Genomic DNA, 19,731 nt, shown 5'->3' with positions numbered 1-19,731 from the left:
AGGTCGTCATCCCGGTCGCTCGGTCAAACTACTCCTCCGAAATAGGACCTTGCGAATGTGTTGTGGTCATCGACGGTGATGACGTCGCAAATACGAACCAAACGCTCCGGAGCCTCGAGACCGAGATGATCTCGACGAGGAGTGATGACGGCCTCTGCCTCGACCCGCCGGGCGACGTCGATCAATTGGGAGATCGGATTCTGAATCCCTCCGTTGAACACGATCGTCTTCGCGAGGTCGTAGCCGTACCGCTTCGCCAGTGAGCGGATTCGAATCTCGTCCCAGTTCTGTGCCGAACCGGAGATGTCGGAGCGTAGATATCCGATCGCGATTGCCTTCATTCGGCGAGCGCCGATCGGGGAAAGTCGAGCATGGCCCGACCGGCAGGTGTGGTCACGTAGGCGCGTCCGCAAGGCGACAGTTCCCAGGCATGCCGGTATGAGACCTGTCGGAGCAGTCCGTTGCCGTGCAACGTGCGCAAAGCACGTCGTGTTCGGCGGAGAGGGACAGCGGTCTCAGCGGTGATCTGGTGGTCGGTGAGTTGTCCGCCCGGGTACAGGATTCGCAGGACGAGCGCTTGGTCGAGCAGTATTGTCATCTGTCATTCCTCCGCTGGGATCAGGTCCGCGTCAGAGCCGAAACTATGGGATTGCGGGACGCACCTGAACCACGTCTAGGACGTTTCGATGGACATTTGAAAGGTCCTGCACGTACCGAAAAGGCGCCGTATGGTTCGGGAATGACCCAGCGATTGCACTCGGCGATGCTGCGCGCGCGGCTGGACTCGGCCGCGCTGGCCGAGGCCGTCGACGTCGACGCGAAGACTGTCAACCGATGGCTGTCGGGCAGGGTTCCGCATCGTCGAACGCGAGCCGCTGTCGCGCGGGTTCTCAACGAGTCCGAAGACCTTCTGTGGCCGCAGACGCGGCCCGACCTCACGCCCGGGGCCTCAGCCACCGCCGAGGTTCAGTCTGCCTACGCACACCGGGCCGACATTCCCAATGAGCTGTGGACTTCGTTGCTTCTCGGCGCCGACGAACAGATCGACATCGCCGGATACGCCTACCCGTTTGTGCTGGAACTCCTTCCGAACGCCGCGGACATCCTCGCATCGAAGTGCCGCGACGGAACTCGCATTCGAATGGCTTTCGCAGACCCTGACTGCCCCCATGTCGCCGAACGCGATGCGCTGGAGCAGATGAGCGGGACGCTGCCCGGCCGGATCCGCAATGCACTGAATATGTTGGGTGAGCTGACAGATACCCCCGGCTGCGATATCGGTCTGCACACCACCCATCTCTACAACTCGGTGTTCCGGTTCGACGACCAGATGATCGTGACCCCCTACCTCATTCGGGCCCGCGGATATCAGCACCCGGCGCTACACCTGCGGAAGCTGTCCCCCCACGGAATATTCACCTCGTTCGCCGAGCAATTCGAACAGATCTGGGGTTCGGCAACCCACTACCCAGAAGGACTCTCGCGTGAGCTCACGGCGTGACTACTACCGCGATCCCCACGCGCCGAAAGCGAACAGCCTGGTGCCTGGCGGCTCCATGCTCGTCGTGGATGGCGAAGGCCGAATCCTGATGCAGCGCAGGGGCGATTCCGGAAATTGGTCGCTGCCGGGTGGCGCGATGGAGATCGGCGAGACGCTCGAAGAGTGCGCCGTACGCGAGACAAAAGAGGAAACCGGCCTCGACACCGAGATCACAGGACTATTGGGGATCTACACCGACCCGGAGCATGTCATCGAGTACTCGGACGGCGAGGTGCGACAGGAATTCGCTGTCACCTATTTCGGTCGAGTGGTGGGCGGCGAGCTCGCTGTCAGCAGCGAGTCGACCGAGGTCCGCTTCGTCGGACCGGACGAGCTGGATGATCTACCGATGCATCCCACCGTACGCCTGCGACTCGAGCACTTCGCCGAACGACGGCCGCGCCCATACCTCGGCTGAGCCACGGAGCGCTGGGAAGTTCTGCCGGGTGCGCGCCGGTCGCTAGCCGATCGCCGAGGACAGTCTGTCGACCGCTTCGGTCAGGGTGGCCTCGTCGGAGGTGGTGAAGCAGAGGCGCAGGGAGTTGTCGGCGGTGCTGGAGACGGCGAAGGCTGCGCCGGGGACGTAGGCGACGCCGGAGTCCAGGGCGGTGGGGAGGAGGGTGGCGGTGTTGGTGTTGTCGGTGAATTCGGCCCAGATGAACATGCCGCCGGTGGGGTCGGTGCAGTGGAGGCGGTCGGCGAAGGTGGTGCGCAGGGCGGTGGTCAGGGCGCGGGCTCTGGTGCCGTAGGTGGCGCGGATCGCATCGATGTGGGCTGCCAGCCAGGTGGTGTCGGTCAGCAGGTCGGTGGTGATCTGCTGGGTGAGCGAGGAGCCGCAGAGGTCGGCGCCTTGTTTGAGGAGTTCCACTGCGCGCGAGACTCTTTCGGGGGCGATCATCCAGCCGACGCGCAGGGCGGGAGACAGGATCTTGGAGACGCTGGAGAGGCGGATCACCTGGGGCGAGTACGAGGCCACCGGTGCGGGGGCGGGCTGGTCGAACCACAGTTCGCCGTAAGGGTCGTCTTCGATGACCCAGAAGCCGTGCGCCTCAGCGAGTTCCGCGAGCCAGCGGCGGCGTTGCGGCGCGAGGGTGACGCCGCCGGGGTTGTGGAAGTTCGAGACGGTGTGGACGAGCGCAGGGCGTTCGCCCGCGGCCAGCAGGTCTTCGAGGATGTCGAGGCGCATGCCGTCGGAATCCAGGGGAACGGCGACGATTCGGGCACCTGCGGCTCGAAATACTTGCAGCGCACCGACATACGCGGGATCTTCCACGATCACGAGGGCGCCGGGGTCGAGGAGCACTTCGGCCAGGAGCGAGAGAGCTTGCTGGGAGCCGTGGGTGATGAAGACTTCGGCGACGGGCACCGAGCGGCCGATCTCGGCCGATTCCCGGGCCGCGATCACCTCGCGCAGCGCAGGCCAGCCGGACGACTCCGTGTACTGGAGCACGGCGGGGTCACGCAGCGCGGTCTCGGCGGCGAGGGCGATGCGTTCGCGCGGCATCAGGGCGGCGTCGGGCAGCCCGCCCGCGAGGCTGATGATGTCGTCGCGGGCGGTGAGTTTGAGCAGATCCCTGATCGCCGAGCTCTGTAGACCGGCGAGCTTGCCCGCCAATGCTGGAATTGTCAGCGACATGGGAACCTCCGGGGACGCCGAGAGAAGCAATCATCCTACGATTGCATATCGCCCACCAGAATATGAAATTGTTGTCTCATACAATGAGACGCTACCGAGCGGTGATGGACTTGACCTGCCACTTTCCGTCGGTGTTCGTGGTGATGATCTCCTGCTTGTAGACCACGGCCGAGCCATCGGGGTGCATTTCGCGCAGTTCGACGTCGTAGCGGCCAGCGCTGGTTTCGCGCATCTTCACGCAGTGAGTGGTGCCAGCGGGGATCTGACCGTCGATCGCCTGCTGGATGGTCTCGGCAGGTGAGATGTTCTCGGCGTCGGGCGCCACGAACTCACGCACCTTCGCCCCGGAGCGGTCGGTGTAGAAGGCGTACTGGAAGCCGAGGATGGCCCTGGCACCGGTGCTGGTGTCGCCCGGTCCGTTGCCGACGGTCACCGACTGTTCGGCGACGGACTGGCACTCGGTGCCCGACGCGACCGAGGGAACCGGCGCGGCCGTGACACCGGGATCGGCGCCGCCACCACGCTTGACCAGACCGATCGTCAGGACCAGCGCCACCACGAGCAGAACCGCCGCGGCCACACCGCCGATGATCCAGCGCAGGCGCTTGTTGTCGGGTTCCGTCTCCACCGGCGCCGGGGTGGCCGGCGTCTTCGGCGCGAGACGGCGCGCGATCGGGTCGTCGGCCCACGACAGGCCGGGTTCGGATGGCGGCTTGGGAATCCCGCCGTCATCGTCGGGGTTGTCCCACCACGCCTTGTCGGCGGCGGGCCTCGGCTTGTCGGGAACCAGCGGAGTGCGGGAGCCCTCGGGCGGCCGCACCGTGTCCGCGGCGGGCCCGCTCTCGCGTGACGGCGACTGCGGCGCAGGATCTTTGGGGCCGGGGCGACCGCGACGGATCACCTCGGTGAGTTCGCGACCGGACGTCACCGGCACGGAATCACCGAAGACCGAGTCGCCGAAGACCGAACTCTCACCGCGCGGCGGCTCACCACCGAAACGCACAGTCGGGTCGGCAGCGGGCGGACCACCGGGAGTGGGTCCGCCGAACGGCGCGGGGGGACCCGGACGAGCGGGCGGCGGCGTCGCTACCGCGTCACCGAAGACCGAAGTCGGCGCGGAACGGCGACCGTCGGGCAACCGAGGCGGCGCTTGGCCACTGCCCGGCGCCGAGCCTTGATCTGTCGGCGTGGAGCCCGAAGGCGGAGCCGAGAGCCGCGCGGGCGGACCGGGCGGCACCGAGCCGGCGAACGGACCGGCAGGCGGCGGAGCAACGGGCGGCTGACCGGCGACGGGCCCACCGAACGGACCCGGCGCGGGCGCACCGGCCGGCGGACCGAACGGGCCGGGCGGTGCGCCGGCAGGCGGTTCGGCCGGTCGCCAACCCCGCTCCGGAACCCCGGACGGCGCGGGCGGAGGCGTGGCGGGAACGGGCCCACCGAAGCCGGCGTCATCGACCGGCGGCCCGAAATCTCCTACGGGAGAGCCGAAATCCGCGGCCGCTCGTTGTCGATCGCCGCGTTCGTTCTCGTCGCCCTCGGTGCCCAAGTCCAATCCTTTCCCGGGACACACGTGTGGGGCGGTCGAAGGCGACCGCCCCACACGACAAACTGCGTGTCAGTACTGGATCGAGCCACCCCACTGGGTGTTCACACCCGCGACGTTCACCGTCTGAAGCAGCTCCCCCGGCACGGGCAGTGTAGCCTTCGCGGCCGCATCGAGCGCGGCGTTGCCGCCCGGCTGCGCCTTGATCCAGTTCTCCACCGCGGCCTTGGCCAGGTTGGCCTGCGTGGTGTCGAGCACCGTCACGGTGGTGTTGTCGCTGCGGCCGTCGCCACCGTTGAAGGTGGTGACCTTGACCTCGTTCGCGCCGACGTACTCCACCGAGATACCGGCGTCACCGAAACCGCCACCCGGCGTCCGGTAGCCGACGGTGCCGACGTAGCCCGAGGCGTTGTTGTAGTGGTGGGTGTTCGCCAGGATTCCGGCACCGTCGACGGTGACGCCGATTTCCTGACGCGGGCCCTCCATCTCGACGACGGGCGCGGCGGGCGCGTTGGCCAGGCGCGGCGCCTGCCAGGCCGGCTCCTTCGGCTCCTGGACGAGGGTGTCCGGAGACTCGACCTCGGCCTGGGTGCCGGTCCCGGTGCCCTGATCGGACGGCACGGTGGGCTGCGTCTGCTGCTGGCCCGGCGTGGCGCCCGGCTGGCTCGGCGTGGTGCCCGTCTCCGGCTTGGTGGTGCCCGGCTGGTCGGGCGTCGCGCCCGCGCGCTCCGGCTGGACCGCAGGCTGCGCCTGACCGGGGACCGGCAGCGGCGCGACACGGGGGCTGGTGACACCCGGCTGGCTCGGCGTCGGCTTGGCGGGGGTGCCCTGCTCCGGCTGACCGGGCGCGGGGCTGGTGACACCCGGCTGGGCCGGCGTGGGCTTGGTCTCGCCCGGCTTCGTCTGACCCGGCTTGACGTTCTCCGGGGTTTCCGTTTCCGGGGTCTCCGGAGCTTCTACTTCGCCCGAAGGCTGGCCCGGCTGCGCAGGAGCCGGAGTCGCGGGCGTGGTCGGCTGGTCACTGGGGACCGCGCCGGCCGGAGCCGCGAGGAGGGTTGCCACGGCTGCCGCGGCGGCCAAAGGCAACGACGTGCTTGCCATCGCTCGCTGCGCCCGACTCGGCTTACGATGCTTCACTTTTCGTAATCCCTTTCCCGGAGGGAATCCCCCACTGCTCCACCACGCGATCACAACTGATCGCGCCTCGGCGGTGAGTCAACCACATGAGCGCGGGACAGGCAACGCAGCACCAGGTTTCGCTTTCACCCGGTTCCGCCTGCGCAAACACCTGGTGTGGCGGTTGCCCGGAAGCGACGAGCGCCGTTGGCGAACAACACAATTCGAAACCTGAAACGCATTGTGATTCGTTTCACAATACGGTGTCAGGGGCTCAGTCGAGGTCGTCGTGGCGCATCAGCAAACGTCCGGCTTCGGTGAGCGAGCCGGTGAGCGAGGGGTACACCGAGAACGTCTGCGCGAGATCGGTGACCGTCAGATTGTTCTGTACCGCCAGCGCGATCGGCAGGATCAGCTCCGACGCGATCGGCGCGACCACCACACCGCCGATCACCACACCCGTCGCCGGGCGGCAGAAGATCTTGACGAAGCCGCGCCGCAGCCCCGACATCTTCGCGCGCGGATTGGTGTTGAGCGGCAACATCACTGTGCGCGCGGGGACCTCACCGTTGTCGATGGCGGTCTGGCTGACACCGACGGTCGCGATCTCCGGGCGGGTGAACACCGCCGAGGCCACCGTCTTCAGCCTGATCGGGCTCACCCCCTCGCCGAGCGAGTGATACATCGCGATCCGGCCCTGCATGGCGGCCACCGAAGCCAGCGGCAGCAGACCCGTGCAGTCGCCCGCGGCGTAGATGCCGGGCACCGACGTGCGCGAAACCCGGTCGACACGAAGGTATCCGCCGCGGTCGAGTTCGATACCGACCCGGTCCAGGCCGAGGTTCTCGGTGTTCGGGGTGGAACCGACGGTCATCAGGGCGTGCGAACCGGTGACGGTACGGCCGTCGGACAGCTTCACCACGATGCCGTCGGCGGTGCGCTCCACCGCGTCGGCGCGAGCGTGCTTGACCAGCTCGACGCCGCGTTCGGCGAGGGCTTCCTCGAGCACGAGGGCAGCGTCGGCGTCCTCGCCGGGCAGCACGCGGTCGCGGCTCGACACGAGCTTCACCCGCACACCCATCTCGGTGTAGGCGGACACGAATTCGGCGCCGGTGACACCGGATCCGACGACGACCAGAGTCTCGGGCAGTTCCGGCAGGTCGTAGAGCTGGCGCCAGTTCAGGATCCGCTCACCGTCGGGCTCGGCGCCGGGGAGCACCCGCGGGCTCGCGCCGGTCGCGATCAACACGACCTCGGCCTCGAACTCCTCGGAGCTCCCGTCGGCCAGGTTCGCGCGCACGCGATGGGCCAAACCCGGTGCGGGCCCGACCAATTCGCCATAGCCAGGAAGTAGTTGCACACCCGCGGCCTGCAATTTGGCGCGGATGTCGGAGGACTGTGCCAGTGCGAGCGCCTTGACGCGCGCGTTCACCTCGGGCAGATGCACCTTGGCCTGATCGGCATCGATATTGATGCCGAGGTCGCGCGCGCGACGCAGGTCGGTGCGCAGGCCCGTCGAGGCGATGAAGGTTTTCGACGGCACGCAATCCCACAGCACACAGGCGCCACCGATACCGTCGGCGTCGACCAGGGTCACCGTGGCCCCGTGCTGAGCGGCTACCAGCGCCGCCTCGTATCCGGCCGGTCCACCGCCGATGATCGCAATCCGTGCCACCAGTCACGCTCCTTGTGCTCGCCTGATCGGACCTGCCCCTTGTGAGGGCTCGTCCGTGCTGTCGCCCCATCATTTCAGGTGCTCTGTGACGTGCCCGGGTCGGATCGGTGAACAACGGTGCGCGTGTTCTGTGCCACGTTCGGCACCACCGGCAAGTGTGACCGTCAGCCGATCTGGGTGGGAGACAGGAATTCCACCGTGGTTATTGGCTACAGTTCGATGGTGCCGATCTATGCCGCCTACGGGTCCAACATGGACTCGACGCAGATGCTGGAACGCTGCCCGCATTCGCCCATGTCCGGGACCGGGTGGCTGGAGGGTTGGCGCCTGACCTTCGCCGGTGACGACATCGGCTGGGAAGGGCCGTTGGCCACCGTCGTCGAGGATCCCGGCTCCCGGGTGTTCGTCGTGCTCTACGACGTCTCCCCCGAGGACGAGGACAGCCTCGACCGCTGGGAGGGCTCCGACTTCGGCATCCACAAGAAGATCCGGATCCGGGTCACCGGCACCCAGGGCGAGTCCCGCCTGGCCTGGCTCTACGTCCTGGACGCCTACGAAGGCGGCCTCCCCTCGGCCCGCTACATCGGCGTCATCGCCGACGCGGCCGAAAAGGCAGGCGCCCCAGAGGACTACGTCCACGCCCTGCGCACCCGGAACAGCAAGAACGTCGGGCCCGGCGCCTGAGCTGTTCCGCCGCCCCGAATAGTAAAGCCGGACCCGCCGGCCGCTGACGTCGTGTCGGCGGCCGGCGGTCGTGAGCCGACTGGGTCGGCCCGTACTGCTATGCCTGCAGGACGATGTTCGTCAACGTCCGAACACCCACGGCCAAAGCGCGCTCGTCGATGTCGAAGGTCGGCTGGTGCAGGTCCAGCTGTTCGCCGACGCCGGACCAGACACCCAGCCTGGCCATCGCGCCGGGCACTTCCTCCAGGTACCAGGAGAAGTCCTCGCCACCGCCCGACTGCGGGGTGTCGGCCAACGCGTCCTCGCCCATCCCCAGGATCGCGTTCTCGAACATCAGTGCCGACGTCGGATCGTTGACCACCGGCGGCACACCACGCTTGTAGTTGAGCTGGTAGCGCACGCCCGTCGGCGCGAGCAACCCGTCGACGATCTCGCGGACCAGCGGTTCCAGCAGCAGCCAGGTGGCGTGATCACCGGTACGCACGGTGCCCGTGAGCATGCCCGTCTGCGGAATCGCGTTGGGCGCCTTGCCCGCGCTCACCGCACCCCAGACCATGATCGTGCTGGTTCGAGGATCGACGCGGCGGCTCAGCAATCCGGGCAACCCCGTGATGACGGTGCCGATCGCGTAGACCAGGTCGCTGGTCAGATGCGGGCGCGAGGTATGCCCACCGGGCGAATCGAGCACCAACTCGACCGTGTCGGCCGCCGACGTGATGGCCCCGGTCCGTACCCCGACCTTGCCGACCTCCAGACGCGGATCGCAGTGCAGCGCGAAGATCCGGTCGACCCCGGTCATCCCACCGGCCGCGACCACATCGAGCGCACCACCGGGCATCACTTCCTCGGCGGGCTGGAACACCAACCGCACCCCGACCGGCAGCTTGTCCTGTGCCTCGGCCAGCGCGAGACCGGCACCGAGCAGCACCGTGGTGTGCGCGTCGTGCCCGCAGGCATGCGACACGCCGGGCACCGTCGAGGCGAAGGTCAGACCGGTGAACTCCTGCATCGGCAGCGCGTCCATGTCGGCGCGCAAGGCGATCCGCGGCCGATCGGTGGGGCCGAAGTCGCAGATCAACCCGGTGCCGCCCGGCAGCACCTCCCAGGTCAGCCCGGCCTTGGTGAGCCAGCCCGACACGAACTCGGTGGTGGTGAACTCCGCCCGCGACAACTCGGGGTTGGCGTGGATATGCCTGCGCCATTGCACCAGGTCGCCGGTGTGCTCGGCCAGCCATGCGTCAACGATCTCGGTTCCCGACATCAGAGTTGGTTCGGTGTCCGGCGTGGTCGGACACGCTGCGGTCTCGCGCGCCATCGAGTGGGTGCCCACACCCATCGATAGCGCGTCGGAGCCTGCGCGTGCGGTGCCCGGATGGCCGGAAATGGTCACCGAATGTCCTCCTGTCGTTCGATCAGCCGTTGCAACAACCTGTCCCTGTGTACTTCATCGCCCGCGATAGCGACAGCGGTACGCGCCAGCGCCAGCGCGCCGTCGAGCACCGCCCGGTCCGCCGAGGCGTTCACCGCGGCGGCGGCGAACGCGGGCTGGTGGGTTGCCGCACCGCCCGCGTCGATGCCGATCACCGGGTGGATACCGGGGACGACGTTGGTGACGTTGCCCATGTCGGTGCTCCCGAGCGGCCGCAACACCTCGAACTCGGGCGCGATCGGCACCCGTCCCAGTCCGGTGATCTGCGCGCGGTAGGCAGCGGAAAGAACCGGATCGGGGGTGAGCTCGGTATAGGTGGGCGCGAGCGTCCGTATGTCGTGGGTGCAGCCGGTCGCCAGGGCGCCCGCTTCGAAACACGCCTTCGCTCGCCGCATCAGGTCGTCGAGGGAGCCGGAATCCGCCGCGCGGAGGTAGTACAGCAACTCCGCGCGTCCGGGCACGATGTTGGGGGCTACGCCACCGTCGGACACTATACCGTGCAGCTGCTGGCCGGGTCGCAAATGCTGACGTAGCAAGCCGACAGCAACCTGGGTCAGGGTCACCGCGTCGCCGGCGTTGCGGCCCAGTTCGGGCGCGGCGCTGGCATGCGCCTCGCGGCCGTGGAAGACGATGGCGAGGTCGGCCAATGCCAGTGAGCGCGCGCCGACGATGTCGGCAGGCCCAGGGTGGACCATCATCGCCATCGCGATGTCGTCGAAGGCGCCCGCTTCCAGCATGAGCACCTTGCCGCCGCCGCTCTCCTCCGCGGGCGTACCGAGCACCACCACGGTCAGGCCGAGCGCGTCGGCCACGGCGGCCAGCCCGATGGCCGCGCCGACAGCGGACGCGGCGATGATGTTGTGCCCGCAGGCGTGCCCGATCTCGGGCAGCGCGTCGTATTCGGCGCAGATGCCGACGGTGAGCGGGCCACTGCCGTACACCGCGCGAAACGCCGTCGACAGCCCGGCGACGCCCGTCGTGACGGCGAATCCGCGCTCGACCAGCGGCGCGAGGACCTTCGCGACGCTACGCGTTTCGGCGAAGGCCAGCTCTGGTTCGGCGTGAATCGCGTGCGAGAGCCCGATCAGCTCGTCCGAGGCAGCGACAATCGCGGCGTCGGAGGCGGTGGCTGTGAGTTCGCCGGTGCGCGAGGGTGCCATACCCCCAGTCTTGCATCAGTGCCCGACAGCGGCGCACCGGCGAGCGAGGTCAGTTGCCGAAGGGAAGGTTCTCCGGGGTGACCGGCGTGGCCAGCGCGGCGAGCGTCTCGGCGTGCAGCGCGGTCTTGATGATCGGGGTGATCGGCTTGCGCAGGCTGGTGAGCGCGGCGGCGCGGGCGATCGCGGCGGGCAGCACCTCGTCGGCGTCGGCCTTGGCATCGGCGATGCCGGCGGCGATGGCCTCGTCGGCACCGAAACGGTGCCCGGTGGTCATCGCCTGGACGCACACCTGGTTGCTCAGGCGACCCTTCAGCAAGCCGTTCATGCCGATCGTGAACGGCATGCCCAGATGCACCTCGGGCAGCGACCAGAAGCCGCGGTCACCGCGCATCACGCGGAAATCGTGGGACGTGGCCAGCATGGCGCCCGCGCCGAACGCGTGGCCGTTGACCGCGGCGATCGTGGGCATCGGGAAGGTCAGCAGGCGGGTGTAGAGCGAGTGCACCCGGTCGAGGTAGCCGTGGATCTTGTCCAGGTTGCCGAAGACGTAATCGGTGTCGAGACCGTTGCTGTAGTACTTACCGGTCGCGACGGTGACCAGCGCGGCCGCACCCTCGGACGCCTCGACCTCGTCGAGTGCGGCGTGGAAGGCATCGATCCAGTCCGGCGAGAAACGGTTCTCGTTGTCTGTCTCACCCTCGTTGCCGAGGTACAGGACGAAAACATCACCAGAGCGCTCCAAATACGGCATGCAGGGGAGAATAGCCCGCACCTGAACCCTGTCCTACTCGCGGGTAGGAACCTTCCCGGCCCCGCACGACCCGACCGATCGTCGGGACACCCGTGGCCGCGAACTCGAGCGCGCCGGCGCTCCAATAAACTCAGCCCATGACTGCCGAACAGGCCGCTGCGGCGATTGCCGAACGTACGGGAGTGCCGCGTCATCGCGTGGCCGTGGTGCTGGGATCGGGGTGGCAGGAGGCAGCAGCCGAGATCGGCGCGCCGCGCGCCTCGATCCCCATGACGGAGTTACCCGGCTTCGGCAAACCCAGTGCGCAGGGGCACGGCGGCACGGTGCATTCGGTCACCGTGAACGACAACAACGTGCTGCTGCTGATGGGCCGCCAGCACCTGTACGAGGGCTACACACCGCAGCAGGTGGTGCACCCGGTGACCGCGGCGATCGCGGCGGGCGCCGAGATCGTGCTGCTCACCAATGCCGCGGGTGGGCTCAGGGCGGGCCTGCGGGTGGGTGAGCCGGTGCTGATCGCCGACCACATCAACCTCACCGCGCGCACCCCGCTGGTAGGCGCGCGATTCGTCGATCTGGTCGACGCCTGGGATCCCGAATTGCGGGCGCTGACACGGGAAATCGACCCGAGTCTGACCGAGGGTGTGTACGCCGGGCTCATCGGTCCGCAGTACGAGACGCCCGCCGAGATCCGCATGCTCGCGACCATCGGTGCAGACCTGGTCGGTATGTCGACGGTGCTCGAGGCGATCGAAGCGCGTGCACTGGGCGCGAAGGTGCTCGGCATCTCGCTGGTCACCAATCTGGCCGCGGGCGTTACCGGCGAACATCTTTCGCACGCGGAGGTGCTGGCCGAGGGGCAAGCCGCGGCGCCCCGGCTGGGCAAGCTGCTGCGCGGCATTCTGGAGCGCGTGTAGATGCTGCGCTTCGGGACCGCCGGCCTGCGTGGACCGTTGCGTGAGGGCCCGGACGGGATGAACGTGACGACGGTGTCACGGGCCACCGCCGGGCTGGCCGACTGGCTGCGCGAACGTTGCCTCGGCGGTGGCGCCGTGGTGGTCGGGCGGGACGCGCGGCACGGGTCGGCGGAGTTCGCCACGGCGACCGCTGAGATCTTCACTGCCGCAGGCTTTCCCGTCACGGTGCTGCCGGACCCGGTGCCGACTCCGGTGGTGGCGTTCGCGGTGCGTGAGCTGGGTGCGGTGGCGGGGGTGCAGATCACCGCCTCGCACAATCCGCCTGCCGACAACGGTTACAAGGTGTACCTCGACGGCGGGTCGCAATTGATCGCGCCCGCCGACAGCGAGATCGAGAAGCGCATCGAGGCGGTTGTCGAACCTGTTGCACGGGAAGCTGTTTCGACCTCCGGTGCCGATCTGGTCGATCGCTATCTCGAGCGGGTCGCGGAATTGCCCCGGCTGCTCGGCGGTCCCGGCGAACGGGCGGATGTGCGGATCGCGCTGACCGCGCTGCACGGGGTCGGCGGTGAACTCGCGGTGCGCGCACTGGCCGCGGCCGGGTTCACCGATGTGCGGGTGGTCGAGGAGCAGTTCGCCCCCGACCCCGACTTCCCCACCGTCTCCTTCCCCAATCCGGAAGAGCCGGGCGCCGCCGATCTGTTGCTCGCGCTGGCCGAGCGGGTCGATGCCGACGTGGCGATCGCCCTCGATCCCGATGCCGATCGGTGCGCGCTCGGAGTGCCCGGCCCGGATGGTTGGCACATGCTGCGCGGCGACGAAACCGGTGTATTGCTGGCCGACTACGTGCTGCGCACGCACCCCACCGACCCGCTGGTCGCCACGACCATCGTGTCCTCACGCCTGCTGTCGAAGCTGGCCGCCGCGCGCTCGGCCCGCTACGCCGAGACCCTCACCGGCTTCAAATGGCTGGCCAGGGCGGGCGACGGACTCGTCTACGCCTACGAGGAGGCCATCGGGCACTGCGTCGACCCCGCCAAGGTCCGCGACAAGGACGGCATCTCGGCCGCGGTGGCCGCCGCCGACCTCGTCGCCCTGCTGAAGGCTCAGGGCACCACGCTGCAAGGCGAACTCGACTCCTACGCTGTCGAATTCGGCCTGCACGCGGGCGGGCAGGTATCCCTGCGCCTGCCCGACCAGGCCGCCGCGAGCGTGCTGGTCGCCGCCCTGCGCGCGAACCCACCCAGCGACATCGCAGGCACCCCGGTGAAATTCACCGACCAGGCGCAGGTCCGCGGCCGGCTCCGCACCGACGCACTGATCTTCGACGCCGACGACTTCCGCATCGTCGTGCGTCCCTCGGGCACCGAACCCAAACTCAAGTGCTACCTGGAGGTATTCGCCCCGGTCGCCGACCGGGACGACCTGAACGACGCGAAACAGCTCACCGCCCAACGCCTCTCCCAGCTCACCACGTTCTGCCGGTCGCTGGCAGCGGGCGAGCAATAGTTCAGCGGGGGCCGAACTGGCGGTCGCCCGCGTCGCCGAGGCCGGGGACGATGTAGGCGTTCTCGTTGAGTTTCTCGTCGATGGCGGCGGTGATCAGGCGGACCGGGAGGCCCGAGGCCGCGAGGGCGGCAACGCCTTCGGGTGCCGAGACGACGCAGATGGCGGTGATGTCGGTCGCGCCGCGGGCGGCGAGCAGTTCGATCGTGTGGCGCATGGAACCGCCGGTCGCCAGCATCGGATCGAGGACGAAGACGGGCAGGCCGGTGAGGTCGGCGGGCAGCGACTCGAGGTACGGCACCGGCTCGTGGGTCTGCTCGTCGCGGGCGATGCCGACGAACCCGACGCGGGCTTCGGGCACGAGTTCGGCTGCGGCGTAGACCATGCCGAGCCCGGCGCGCAGCACCGGCACGAGCAGTGGGGGCGCCGCCAAACGGACGCCCTCGGTGACCGCGACCGGCGTGTCGATGGGCTCGCGAACCACCGGCGCGTCGCGCAGCGCCTCGTACATGAGGATGCCGGTGAGATCGGCCAGAGCATTGCGGAAAGTGGCGTTGTCGGTCCGGGCGTCCCGCATGGTGCTGAGCAGGGCCGCGGCGAGTGGATGATCGACGGTGTCGGTGCGCATGAAAAGACGATAGGGTCGCTTGGCGCTTCGCGCCTACGACCGCTGGGGAAATTTTCGCGGTAGTAGGGAACCGAATGCGGCGTCGGTGCGTCCAAGATACTGAGTGACGTACTCTGCCCGGGAACTCGAGGATTGGGGGAAGTTCGATGACGAAAAAAATGTCGGCCGATGCCGAAGGCATCGTCGCGTACAGCGCAGCTGCTGAGGTGATGGCCACGGAACTGGCCACGGCGGCGGCTGGTTCGGTTGCTTCCGACCCCACCCTGCTCGGCCCCATCATGGGTCTCATCGGCGGCGATTTCACCGCCGCTTACTCCGCCGCGCACGCCGGTCACGTGGCGTCGATCGCCCAGCTGTCGGCGGTCATGGGGAGCATGGGGGTGGCCACCGCCAGCGCCGCGACCACCCTCGTCGAGACCGACCTGAACAACGCGGCCGGGCTCAGCGCCGCCGCGGGCGACATCGGTACCGAAGCATGATCGACCTCAGCGGCCTGGCTCAGCCCCTCCTCGATCTGCTGTCGAGCTTCGGCACCGGCGTACTCGGCACCGGCGGCGCATCCGACGGCTTGCGCTCGACCTCGACCAACCTCGACCAGATCTATCAGCAGGGCCGCAACAGCATCAACAACGTGAACACCGCGTGGGACGGCCAGGCCGTCGACGCGGCCACCGCGAAGGCGCTGCGCGTACAGACCTCCTCGGCGACTCTGAGCGACAACGGCACCGAGATGGCGACCGTCGTCGACCAGGCCGCCGCCTATGTGGAGACCGGTCAGAAAGAGCTCGACGGAATCGTCAACTCGTTCCTGTCGCAAGTGTCCGCGCTCAGCCCCACCCTAGGCACCCCGGCCGGTCTGACCGCCGTGGTGAGCTCGGCGATCGATCACATCGGTCAGGGCATGGGCGTCGTCGGCCGGGTACAGGACGAACTCGGCACCCAGACCTCCGCGATCCAGGAGCTCACCCCCGCGCCGTCGAGCACGTCGCTGGCGAGCGTCTCGTCCGGCGCGAGCAACCTCGTGTCCTCGGCCTCGAGTTCCGGCCTGCTCTCGACCGCGGCGAGCACCGGCAGCACAGTGCTCAGCGCCATGGGTTCCGGCCTGTCGACAGCGATGGGCGGCAGCAACAGCAGCAGCAGCTCCTCGAAGTCGACCACCACGGGTGGGACCTCCGCGGGCACGGGCGGATCGACGGGGTCATCGGCCGGTTCGTCGACAGGGTCCGGTACCGGCGTCAAGATCACCCTGCCCGACGGCAGCACCGTCGAGGCGCCCAACGAGAAGGCCGCGACCGCGGTCCGCTCGGCCATCGGCGCCGTCGGCACCCCGTACGTCTGGGGCGGCAACGACCCCCAGTCGGGCATCGACTGCAGCGGGCTCACCAAGTACGCCTACGGCGAGGCCGGGGTCGAACTGCCACGGCTGGCGCAGGAACAGCACATCGGCAATCCTCAGGTATCCCCCGGTGACCTGATGCCGGGCGATCTGGCGGTGTGGGACGGCCATGTCGCCATGGTCGTCGGCAACGGGCAGCTCGTCGAGGCGGGCGATCCGGTTTCGATCAGTTCCATCCGAACGGAGAACAGTGGCATGGAGTTCTACGGCTTCTACAGGCCTACCGAATGAGCGGCACGCCGATCCCCGAGGTCCCCAATGTGGAGTCCGCGGTCAGCACCAACCGCTCCGGCACGATCTCGGTCCGCGCGACCAGCATGGGTCTGCCGATCGCGCTCAAGTTCGAACGCAGTGAATACCAGTTCGGCGCACAGGCGCTGGCCGACGAGATCCTGCGCCTGACCCGGCGCTCGACCATCGCCGCCGCGGCTCGCCTGCGCGAGGTCTACAGCGAGCAGGCGCAGATCCCCGACGAACTGCTCGACAAGATGAACCTGCCCACCCGGCGTCAGGCGGTCGACGAGCTCGATCGCATCGACGACGCCGACACCGGTCAGACGAGTTGGATGAGGCCACTGTGAGTGCGGAAATGGATGCCCTGGTCGCGGGCGTCACCGGAAAACTCGAGGCGCTCGAGGCCGCGCTGTACGGGTTGAAGCAGGTCAACGGGCGGTTCACCACCGAGGACGGGCTGGTCACCGCCGAGGTGAACAGCGACGGCGCCCTCGTCGCCCTGACGCTGGACGAAGCCATCACCACGCTGGCGCCCACCGAGGCCGCCGCACTCATCCTGTCGGCCTGCAAACAGGCCACCGAGACCGCCGGTGAGGCACGTTCCAACATCATTGCGACACTGAACGAATCGCTCGCCGGCCCGAGTGCACAGCCCGACGGGCAATTAGCACCCGGGCCGGATAGTGCCCGGCGCTCGAGCTAGCTAGGCTTCGCGTCATGGCTTCTGGAGACATCGTCCCGATCGAGCTCGGTCTGACCGATGGCGATCTCGTCACCCTGTGGGCACCGCGCTGGCGCGACGGTGACGACGAGTGGGAGGCGTTCCTCGGTCACGAGGACGACCTCTACGGATTCGAGTCCGTTGCGGAGCTGGCGGCGTTCATCCGCACCAACTCCGACAACGACCTCGTCGACCACCCGTCCTGGGCGGTCATCGCCGGACTTTCGGCCGCTGAGCTGGAGCCGGAGGAGAATTTCAGCTTCGATCTGGTCTCCGTGCCGGAACTGGCGGCGGGCGACCCGGACGTCGACGTCGTCGGCGAGCTCGAGGACACCCTGGCGATGGTGCGCAATATCGCCGAGGTGTGCGAGCTCGACGTGGTGACCAAGTTCTTCGGCAACAACCCGGTGCTCGGTGCGCTGGCCAGCGGGGCGAGCACATTCGTCGGCCGCGACGGTGAAGAGCTGTGGGACCAGGTCGGTGCCGCGATCGTCAAGGGCTGGGACGACGTGCTCGACGCGATCGACAGCGTCGTCAGCACACCCGACGTCGACGCGGCCGCGGTGGCCGTCGCCGAGGCGGAGCTGCTGGCGGCCGAGGAGAACGAGGTCGACGCCGACGATGCCGCCGAGGAGGAGGAAGAGTTCGAGAACGTCGACCTCTCCGCGGCCGACGAGGACGAAGAGGAGTCCTTCTGGGACGAGGTCGGCATCGACCCCGTCAAGATCGTCACCTCCGACGGCGAGCAGTTCACCCTGCGCTGCTACCTCGACGACGAGCCGATCTTCCTCGGTGACGGCAGCACCATCACCGTCTTCGGTTCCGAGCGCGCACTGGCCCGCTACCTGGCCGACGATCACGAGCACGAGCTGTCGCGGGTGTCGACCTACGCCGAGGTGCAGACCGCGGCGGTGGACGGTTCGCTCGAGGTCGAGGTGACCGACGAGAACGTCTACGTGCTCACCGGTCTGGTCGACGATCTGGCCGAGGGACCGGAGGCGGTCGATATCGAACAGCTCGACCTCGCGGTCGAACTGTTCAGCGACGCGGCCGACTACGCCGATGACGACAGCGTCGAAACGGCTCTCGCACAGTCGAACCCGCTGGGCTGGTACGTCTCGTACCTGCTCAACCCGGATCCGAACCGGATGGCGCCGAACCCGCCGTACGCGTCGGAGGCCCAGCAGTTCCGCGACTTGCAGCGTGCGTTCGAAGCACGCCTCGTCAGCGAGTAGTTCTCGACAGATCAGGGGTGGCGCCGATACGGTGCCACCCCTGATTCATGTCAACCGAGCAGGACCGCGTAACCCGGCTTGATCACTTCGTCGATGATCTTCAGCCGGTCCGGGAACGGGATGAAGGCCGACTTCATGGCGTTGATGGTGAAGCGTTCCAGGTCGCTCCAGCCGTAGCCGAAGGTGTCGACCAGCTTGAGCATCTCCTCGCTCATGGAGGTGTCGCTCATCAGGCGGTTGTCGGTGTTGACGGTGACCCGGAAGCGCAGGCGGGCCAGCAGGTCGAACGGATGCTTGTCCAGCGAGGGCACCGCGCCGGTCTGCACATTCGACGAGGGACACAGTTCCAGCGGCACCCGCATATCGCGCACGTAGTTCGCGACCAGGCCGAGCTGGGCGTCCTCGATGTCGCCCGGGACGCTGATGTCGTCGGTGATGCGCACTCCGTGGCCCAGCCGATCGCAGCCACAGAACGCCAGCGCCTCGTGAATCGACGGCAGGCCGAACGCCTCACCCGCGTGAATCGTGAAGTGCGCGTGATTGGCTCGCAGATACTCGAACGCGTCCAGGTGCCGGGTGGGAGGAAATCCCGCCTCGGCGCCCGCGATGTCGAACCCGCCCACCCCGGCATCCCGGAACCGCACGGTCAGCTCCGCGATCTCCCGCGACCTCGCCGCGTGCCGCATCGCCGTGAGCAGACACGTCACCCGAACGACGTTGCCCTGTTCCGCCGCGATCGCCTCGCCCTCCCGGAACCCCGCGAGGGTGTGCTCGACCACCTCGTCGAGCGTGAGGCCCTTTTCGAGGTGCTGCTCGGGCGCGAACCGCACCTCCGCGTACACCACTCCGTCAGCGGCGAGGTCGATCGCGCACTCCCGCGCCACCCTGCGCAGCCCCTCCGGGGTCTGCATCACCGCGACCGTGTGCGCGAACGTCTCCAGATACCGCTCGAGCGATCCGCTGTCGGCGGCGTCACGAAACCACGCCCCCAAACTCTCGGCATCGGCAGCGGGTAATTCGTCATAACCGCAATCAGCGGCCAGCTCTAGCACCGTCGAGGGCCGCAGACCACCATCGAGGTGATCATGCAGCAAGGCCTTCGGTGCGCGTCGGATCGAAGCAAGGTCAAGGGGCGCCGGTCCAGTCATGTATAGACGGTAGCCGCCCCGGCCGATCCCGGCAGCGAAGTCCCCACGTGGCAACCGTCTCGTTGATTACCCGCCCCGCAAACGACTATTACGAGCCACCCACCGCATTCCCCACACCCCACACCCACCCAGTCCCCTCCCCACCAACCACACCTCACACCCAGCCTGTCCCCCTCCCCACCAACCAACACCGCACACCCAGCCTGTCCCCTCCTCAACAACCCACCGCCCACACCCAGCCTGTCCCGTCTTCAACAACCCACCGCCCACACCCAACCCGTCCCCCTCCTCAACAACCCACCGCCCACACCCAGCCTGTCCCCGTCTTCAACAACCCACCCAACCCAGCCACCGCACTCCCGACCCCTAGGGAGGGACGGCCACGAAGTGGCCGGTCCGCGGCCGGGCCGCC

Annotated in this window: 20 protein-coding genes; 10 read left to right on the top strand and 10 right to left on the bottom strand. The window is 68.2% G+C overall.

The genetic code is table 11. The annotated features are described in order from the left end of the window. Positions 1–23: 23 nt before the first annotated feature. On the bottom strand, positions 24–341 hold the full coding sequence (locus ACFQ9R_RS30085; RefSeq protein WP_378995386.1) for a hypothetical protein: 318 nt from the start codon (positions 339–341) through the stop codon (positions 24–26). A 188-nt stretch (positions 342–529) separates the two neighbouring features. On the opposite strand from ACFQ9R_RS30085, the gene ACFQ9R_RS30080 reads away from it, so the two are divergent. Further along, on the top strand, positions 530–1,501 hold the full coding sequence (locus ACFQ9R_RS30080; protein ID WP_378995384.1) for an XRE family transcriptional regulator: 972 nt from the start codon (positions 530–532) through the stop codon (positions 1,499–1,501). Beyond that, positions 1,485–1,958, top strand: a complete 474-nt coding sequence (locus tag ACFQ9R_RS30075; protein WP_378995382.1) for an NUDIX domain-containing protein — start codon at positions 1,485–1,487, stop codon at positions 1,956–1,958. The genes ACFQ9R_RS30080 and ACFQ9R_RS30075 overlap by 17 nt, the downstream gene beginning before the upstream one ends. A gap of 42 nt (positions 1,959–2,000) precedes the next feature. Here ACFQ9R_RS30075 and ACFQ9R_RS30070 read toward each other — a convergent pair whose 3' ends face one another. From ACFQ9R_RS30070 to ACFQ9R_RS30055, 4 genes are all read right to left on the bottom strand, one after another. After that, positions 2,001–3,176 (bottom strand): PLP-dependent aminotransferase family protein, encoded by a 1,176-nt coding sequence (locus ACFQ9R_RS30070; protein ID WP_378995380.1) that lies wholly within the window; start codon positions 3,174–3,176, stop codon positions 2,001–2,003. Between the two features lie 91 nt (positions 3,177–3,267). Continuing rightward, entirely contained in the window at positions 3,268–4,722 is a 1,455-nt protein-coding gene (locus tag ACFQ9R_RS30065) for a hypothetical protein (protein WP_378995378.1), read from the bottom strand. A 69-nt stretch (positions 4,723–4,791) separates the two neighbouring features. Then, entirely contained in the window at positions 4,792–5,820 is a 1,029-nt protein-coding gene (locus ACFQ9R_RS30060; RefSeq protein ID WP_378995376.1) for a hypothetical protein, read from the bottom strand. A gap of 289 nt (positions 5,821–6,109) precedes the next feature. Next, complete coding sequence (locus tag ACFQ9R_RS30055; protein ID WP_378995374.1) at positions 6,110–7,510, bottom strand: NAD(P)H-quinone dehydrogenase; 1,401 nt, start codon at positions 7,508–7,510, stop codon at positions 6,110–6,112. A gap of 222 nt (positions 7,511–7,732) precedes the next feature. Here ACFQ9R_RS30055 and ACFQ9R_RS30050 point away from each other — a divergent pair, with 222 nt between their 5' ends. Next, a complete protein-coding gene (locus ACFQ9R_RS30050; RefSeq protein ID WP_056819179.1) occupies positions 7,733–8,194 on the top strand; it encodes a gamma-glutamylcyclotransferase in 462 nt (153 codons plus the stop codon). A gap of 97 nt (positions 8,195–8,291) precedes the next feature. Here the strand turns inward: ACFQ9R_RS30050 and ACFQ9R_RS30045 are convergent, their stop codons facing one another. The 3 genes from ACFQ9R_RS30045 to ACFQ9R_RS30035 all read right to left on the bottom strand — a co-directional run bounded on the left by ACFQ9R_RS30045 (position 8,292) and on the right by ACFQ9R_RS30035 (position 11,534). Further along, positions 8,292–9,455: a M20 family metallopeptidase gene (locus ACFQ9R_RS30045; protein ID WP_378995494.1), complete on the bottom strand. Its 1,164-nt coding sequence runs from the start codon at positions 9,453–9,455 to the stop codon at positions 8,292–8,294. A gap of 125 nt (positions 9,456–9,580) precedes the next feature. Continuing rightward, a complete protein-coding gene (locus ACFQ9R_RS30040; protein ID WP_378995372.1) occupies positions 9,581–10,783 on the bottom strand; it encodes a M20 family metallopeptidase in 1,203 nt (400 codons plus the stop codon). Positions 10,784–10,832: 49 nt separating this feature from the next. Beyond that, positions 10,833–11,534 (bottom strand): enoyl-CoA hydratase-related protein, encoded by a 702-nt coding sequence (locus ACFQ9R_RS30035; protein ID WP_378995370.1) that lies wholly within the window; start codon positions 11,532–11,534, stop codon positions 10,833–10,835. Positions 11,535–11,671: 137 nt separating this feature from the next. Here ACFQ9R_RS30035 and ACFQ9R_RS30030 point away from each other — a divergent pair, with 137 nt between their 5' ends. Further along, the gene (locus ACFQ9R_RS30030) at positions 11,672–12,451 is read left to right on the top strand and encodes a purine-nucleoside phosphorylase (protein ID WP_378995368.1); all 780 of its coding nucleotides are present in this window, start codon (positions 11,672–11,674) and stop codon (positions 12,449–12,451) included. Then, complete coding sequence (locus ACFQ9R_RS30025; protein WP_378995366.1) at positions 12,452–13,960, top strand: phospho-sugar mutase; 1,509 nt, start codon at positions 12,452–12,454, stop codon at positions 13,958–13,960. 1 nt (position 13,961) lies between these two features. Here ACFQ9R_RS30025 and upp read toward each other — a convergent pair whose 3' ends face one another. Then, positions 13,962–14,585, bottom strand: coding sequence for a uracil phosphoribosyltransferase (gene upp, locus ACFQ9R_RS30020; protein WP_378995364.1), 624 nt, complete (start codon positions 14,583–14,585; stop codon positions 13,962–13,964). A gap of 146 nt (positions 14,586–14,731) precedes the next feature. Here upp and ACFQ9R_RS30015 point away from each other — a divergent pair, with 146 nt between their 5' ends. The 5 genes from ACFQ9R_RS30015 to ACFQ9R_RS29995 are packed head-to-tail and all read left to right on the top strand — an operon-like array spanning position 14,732 to position 18,171. After that, entirely contained in the window at positions 14,732–15,064 is a 333-nt protein-coding gene (locus tag ACFQ9R_RS30015; protein WP_378995362.1) for a hypothetical protein, read from the top strand. Further along, positions 15,061–16,212: an NlpC/P60 family protein gene (locus ACFQ9R_RS30010; protein WP_378995359.1), complete on the top strand. Its 1,152-nt coding sequence runs from the start codon at positions 15,061–15,063 to the stop codon at positions 16,210–16,212. The genes ACFQ9R_RS30015 and ACFQ9R_RS30010 overlap by 4 nt, the downstream gene beginning before the upstream one ends. Then, entirely contained in the window at positions 16,209–16,562 is a 354-nt protein-coding gene (locus ACFQ9R_RS30005; protein WP_101464284.1) for a hypothetical protein, read from the top strand. The genes ACFQ9R_RS30010 and ACFQ9R_RS30005 overlap by 4 nt, the downstream gene beginning before the upstream one ends. Continuing rightward, a complete protein-coding gene (locus ACFQ9R_RS30000; RefSeq protein WP_378635517.1) occupies positions 16,559–16,918 on the top strand; it encodes a YbaB/EbfC family nucleoid-associated protein in 360 nt (119 codons plus the stop codon). Before ACFQ9R_RS30005 ends, ACFQ9R_RS30000 begins: the two co-directional genes overlap by 4 nt. A gap of 14 nt (positions 16,919–16,932) precedes the next feature. Beyond that, positions 16,933–18,171, top strand: a complete 1,239-nt coding sequence (locus tag ACFQ9R_RS29995) for a primosomal protein (protein ID WP_378995357.1) — start codon at positions 16,933–16,935, stop codon at positions 18,169–18,171. 50 nt (positions 18,172–18,221) lie between these two features. Here the strand turns inward: ACFQ9R_RS29995 and ACFQ9R_RS29990 are convergent, their stop codons facing one another. After that, the gene (locus ACFQ9R_RS29990; RefSeq protein WP_378995355.1) at positions 18,222–19,319 is read right to left on the bottom strand and encodes an adenosine deaminase; all 1,098 of its coding nucleotides are present in this window, start codon (positions 19,317–19,319) and stop codon (positions 18,222–18,224) included. Positions 19,320–19,731 lie beyond the last annotated feature (412 nt).

It is taken from the genome of Nocardia sp. NPDC056541 (assembly GCF_042794235.1).
Classification (GTDB): domain Bacteria; phylum Actinomycetota; class Actinomycetes; order Mycobacteriales; family Mycobacteriaceae; genus Nocardia.
Note: the sequence above shows the minus strand (reverse complement) of the source record. Positions and strands in the feature narration are given on the sequence as shown.

Excerpts from the sequence above, each read along its gene's own strand:
- ACFQ9R_RS29990 (WP_378995355.1), bottom strand. The coding sequence starts at position 19,319 with ATGACTGGACCGGCGCCCCTTGACCTTGCTTCGATCCGACGCGCACCG.
- ACFQ9R_RS30030 (WP_378995368.1), top strand. The coding sequence starts at position 11,672 with ATGACTGCCGAACAGGCCGCTGCGGCGATTGCCGAACGTACGGGAGTG.
- ACFQ9R_RS30035 (WP_378995370.1), bottom strand. The coding sequence starts at position 11,534 with ATGCCGTATTTGGAGCGCTCTGGTGATGTTTTCGTCCTGTACCTCGGC.
- ACFQ9R_RS30015 (WP_378995362.1), top strand. The coding sequence starts at position 14,732 with ATGACGAAAAAAATGTCGGCCGATGCCGAAGGCATCGTCGCGTACAGC.
- ACFQ9R_RS30045 (WP_378995494.1), bottom strand. The coding sequence starts at position 9,455 with ATGTCGGGAACCGAGATCGTTGACGCATGGCTGGCCGAGCACACCGGC.
- ACFQ9R_RS30040 (WP_378995372.1), bottom strand. The coding sequence starts at position 10,783 with ATGGCACCCTCGCGCACCGGCGAACTCACAGCCACCGCCTCCGACGCC.
- ACFQ9R_RS30025 (WP_378995366.1), top strand. The coding sequence starts at position 12,452 with ATGCTGCGCTTCGGGACCGCCGGCCTGCGTGGACCGTTGCGTGAGGGC.
- ACFQ9R_RS30010 (WP_378995359.1), top strand. The coding sequence starts at position 15,061 with ATGATCGACCTCAGCGGCCTGGCTCAGCCCCTCCTCGATCTGCTGTCG.
- ACFQ9R_RS30005 (WP_101464284.1), top strand. The coding sequence starts at position 16,209 with ATGAGCGGCACGCCGATCCCCGAGGTCCCCAATGTGGAGTCCGCGGTC.
- ACFQ9R_RS29995 (WP_378995357.1), top strand. The coding sequence starts at position 16,933 with ATGGCTTCTGGAGACATCGTCCCGATCGAGCTCGGTCTGACCGATGGC.
- ACFQ9R_RS30070 (WP_378995380.1), bottom strand. The coding sequence starts at position 3,176 with ATGTCGCTGACAATTCCAGCATTGGCGGGCAAGCTCGCCGGTCTACAG.
- ACFQ9R_RS30060 (WP_378995376.1), bottom strand. The coding sequence starts at position 5,820 with ATGGCAAGCACGTCGTTGCCTTTGGCCGCCGCGGCAGCCGTGGCAACC.
- ACFQ9R_RS30085 (WP_378995386.1), bottom strand. The coding sequence starts at position 341 with ATGAAGGCAATCGCGATCGGATATCTACGCTCCGACATCTCCGGTTCG.
- upp (WP_378995364.1), bottom strand. The coding sequence starts at position 14,585 with ATGCGCACCGACACCGTCGATCATCCACTCGCCGCGGCCCTGCTCAGC.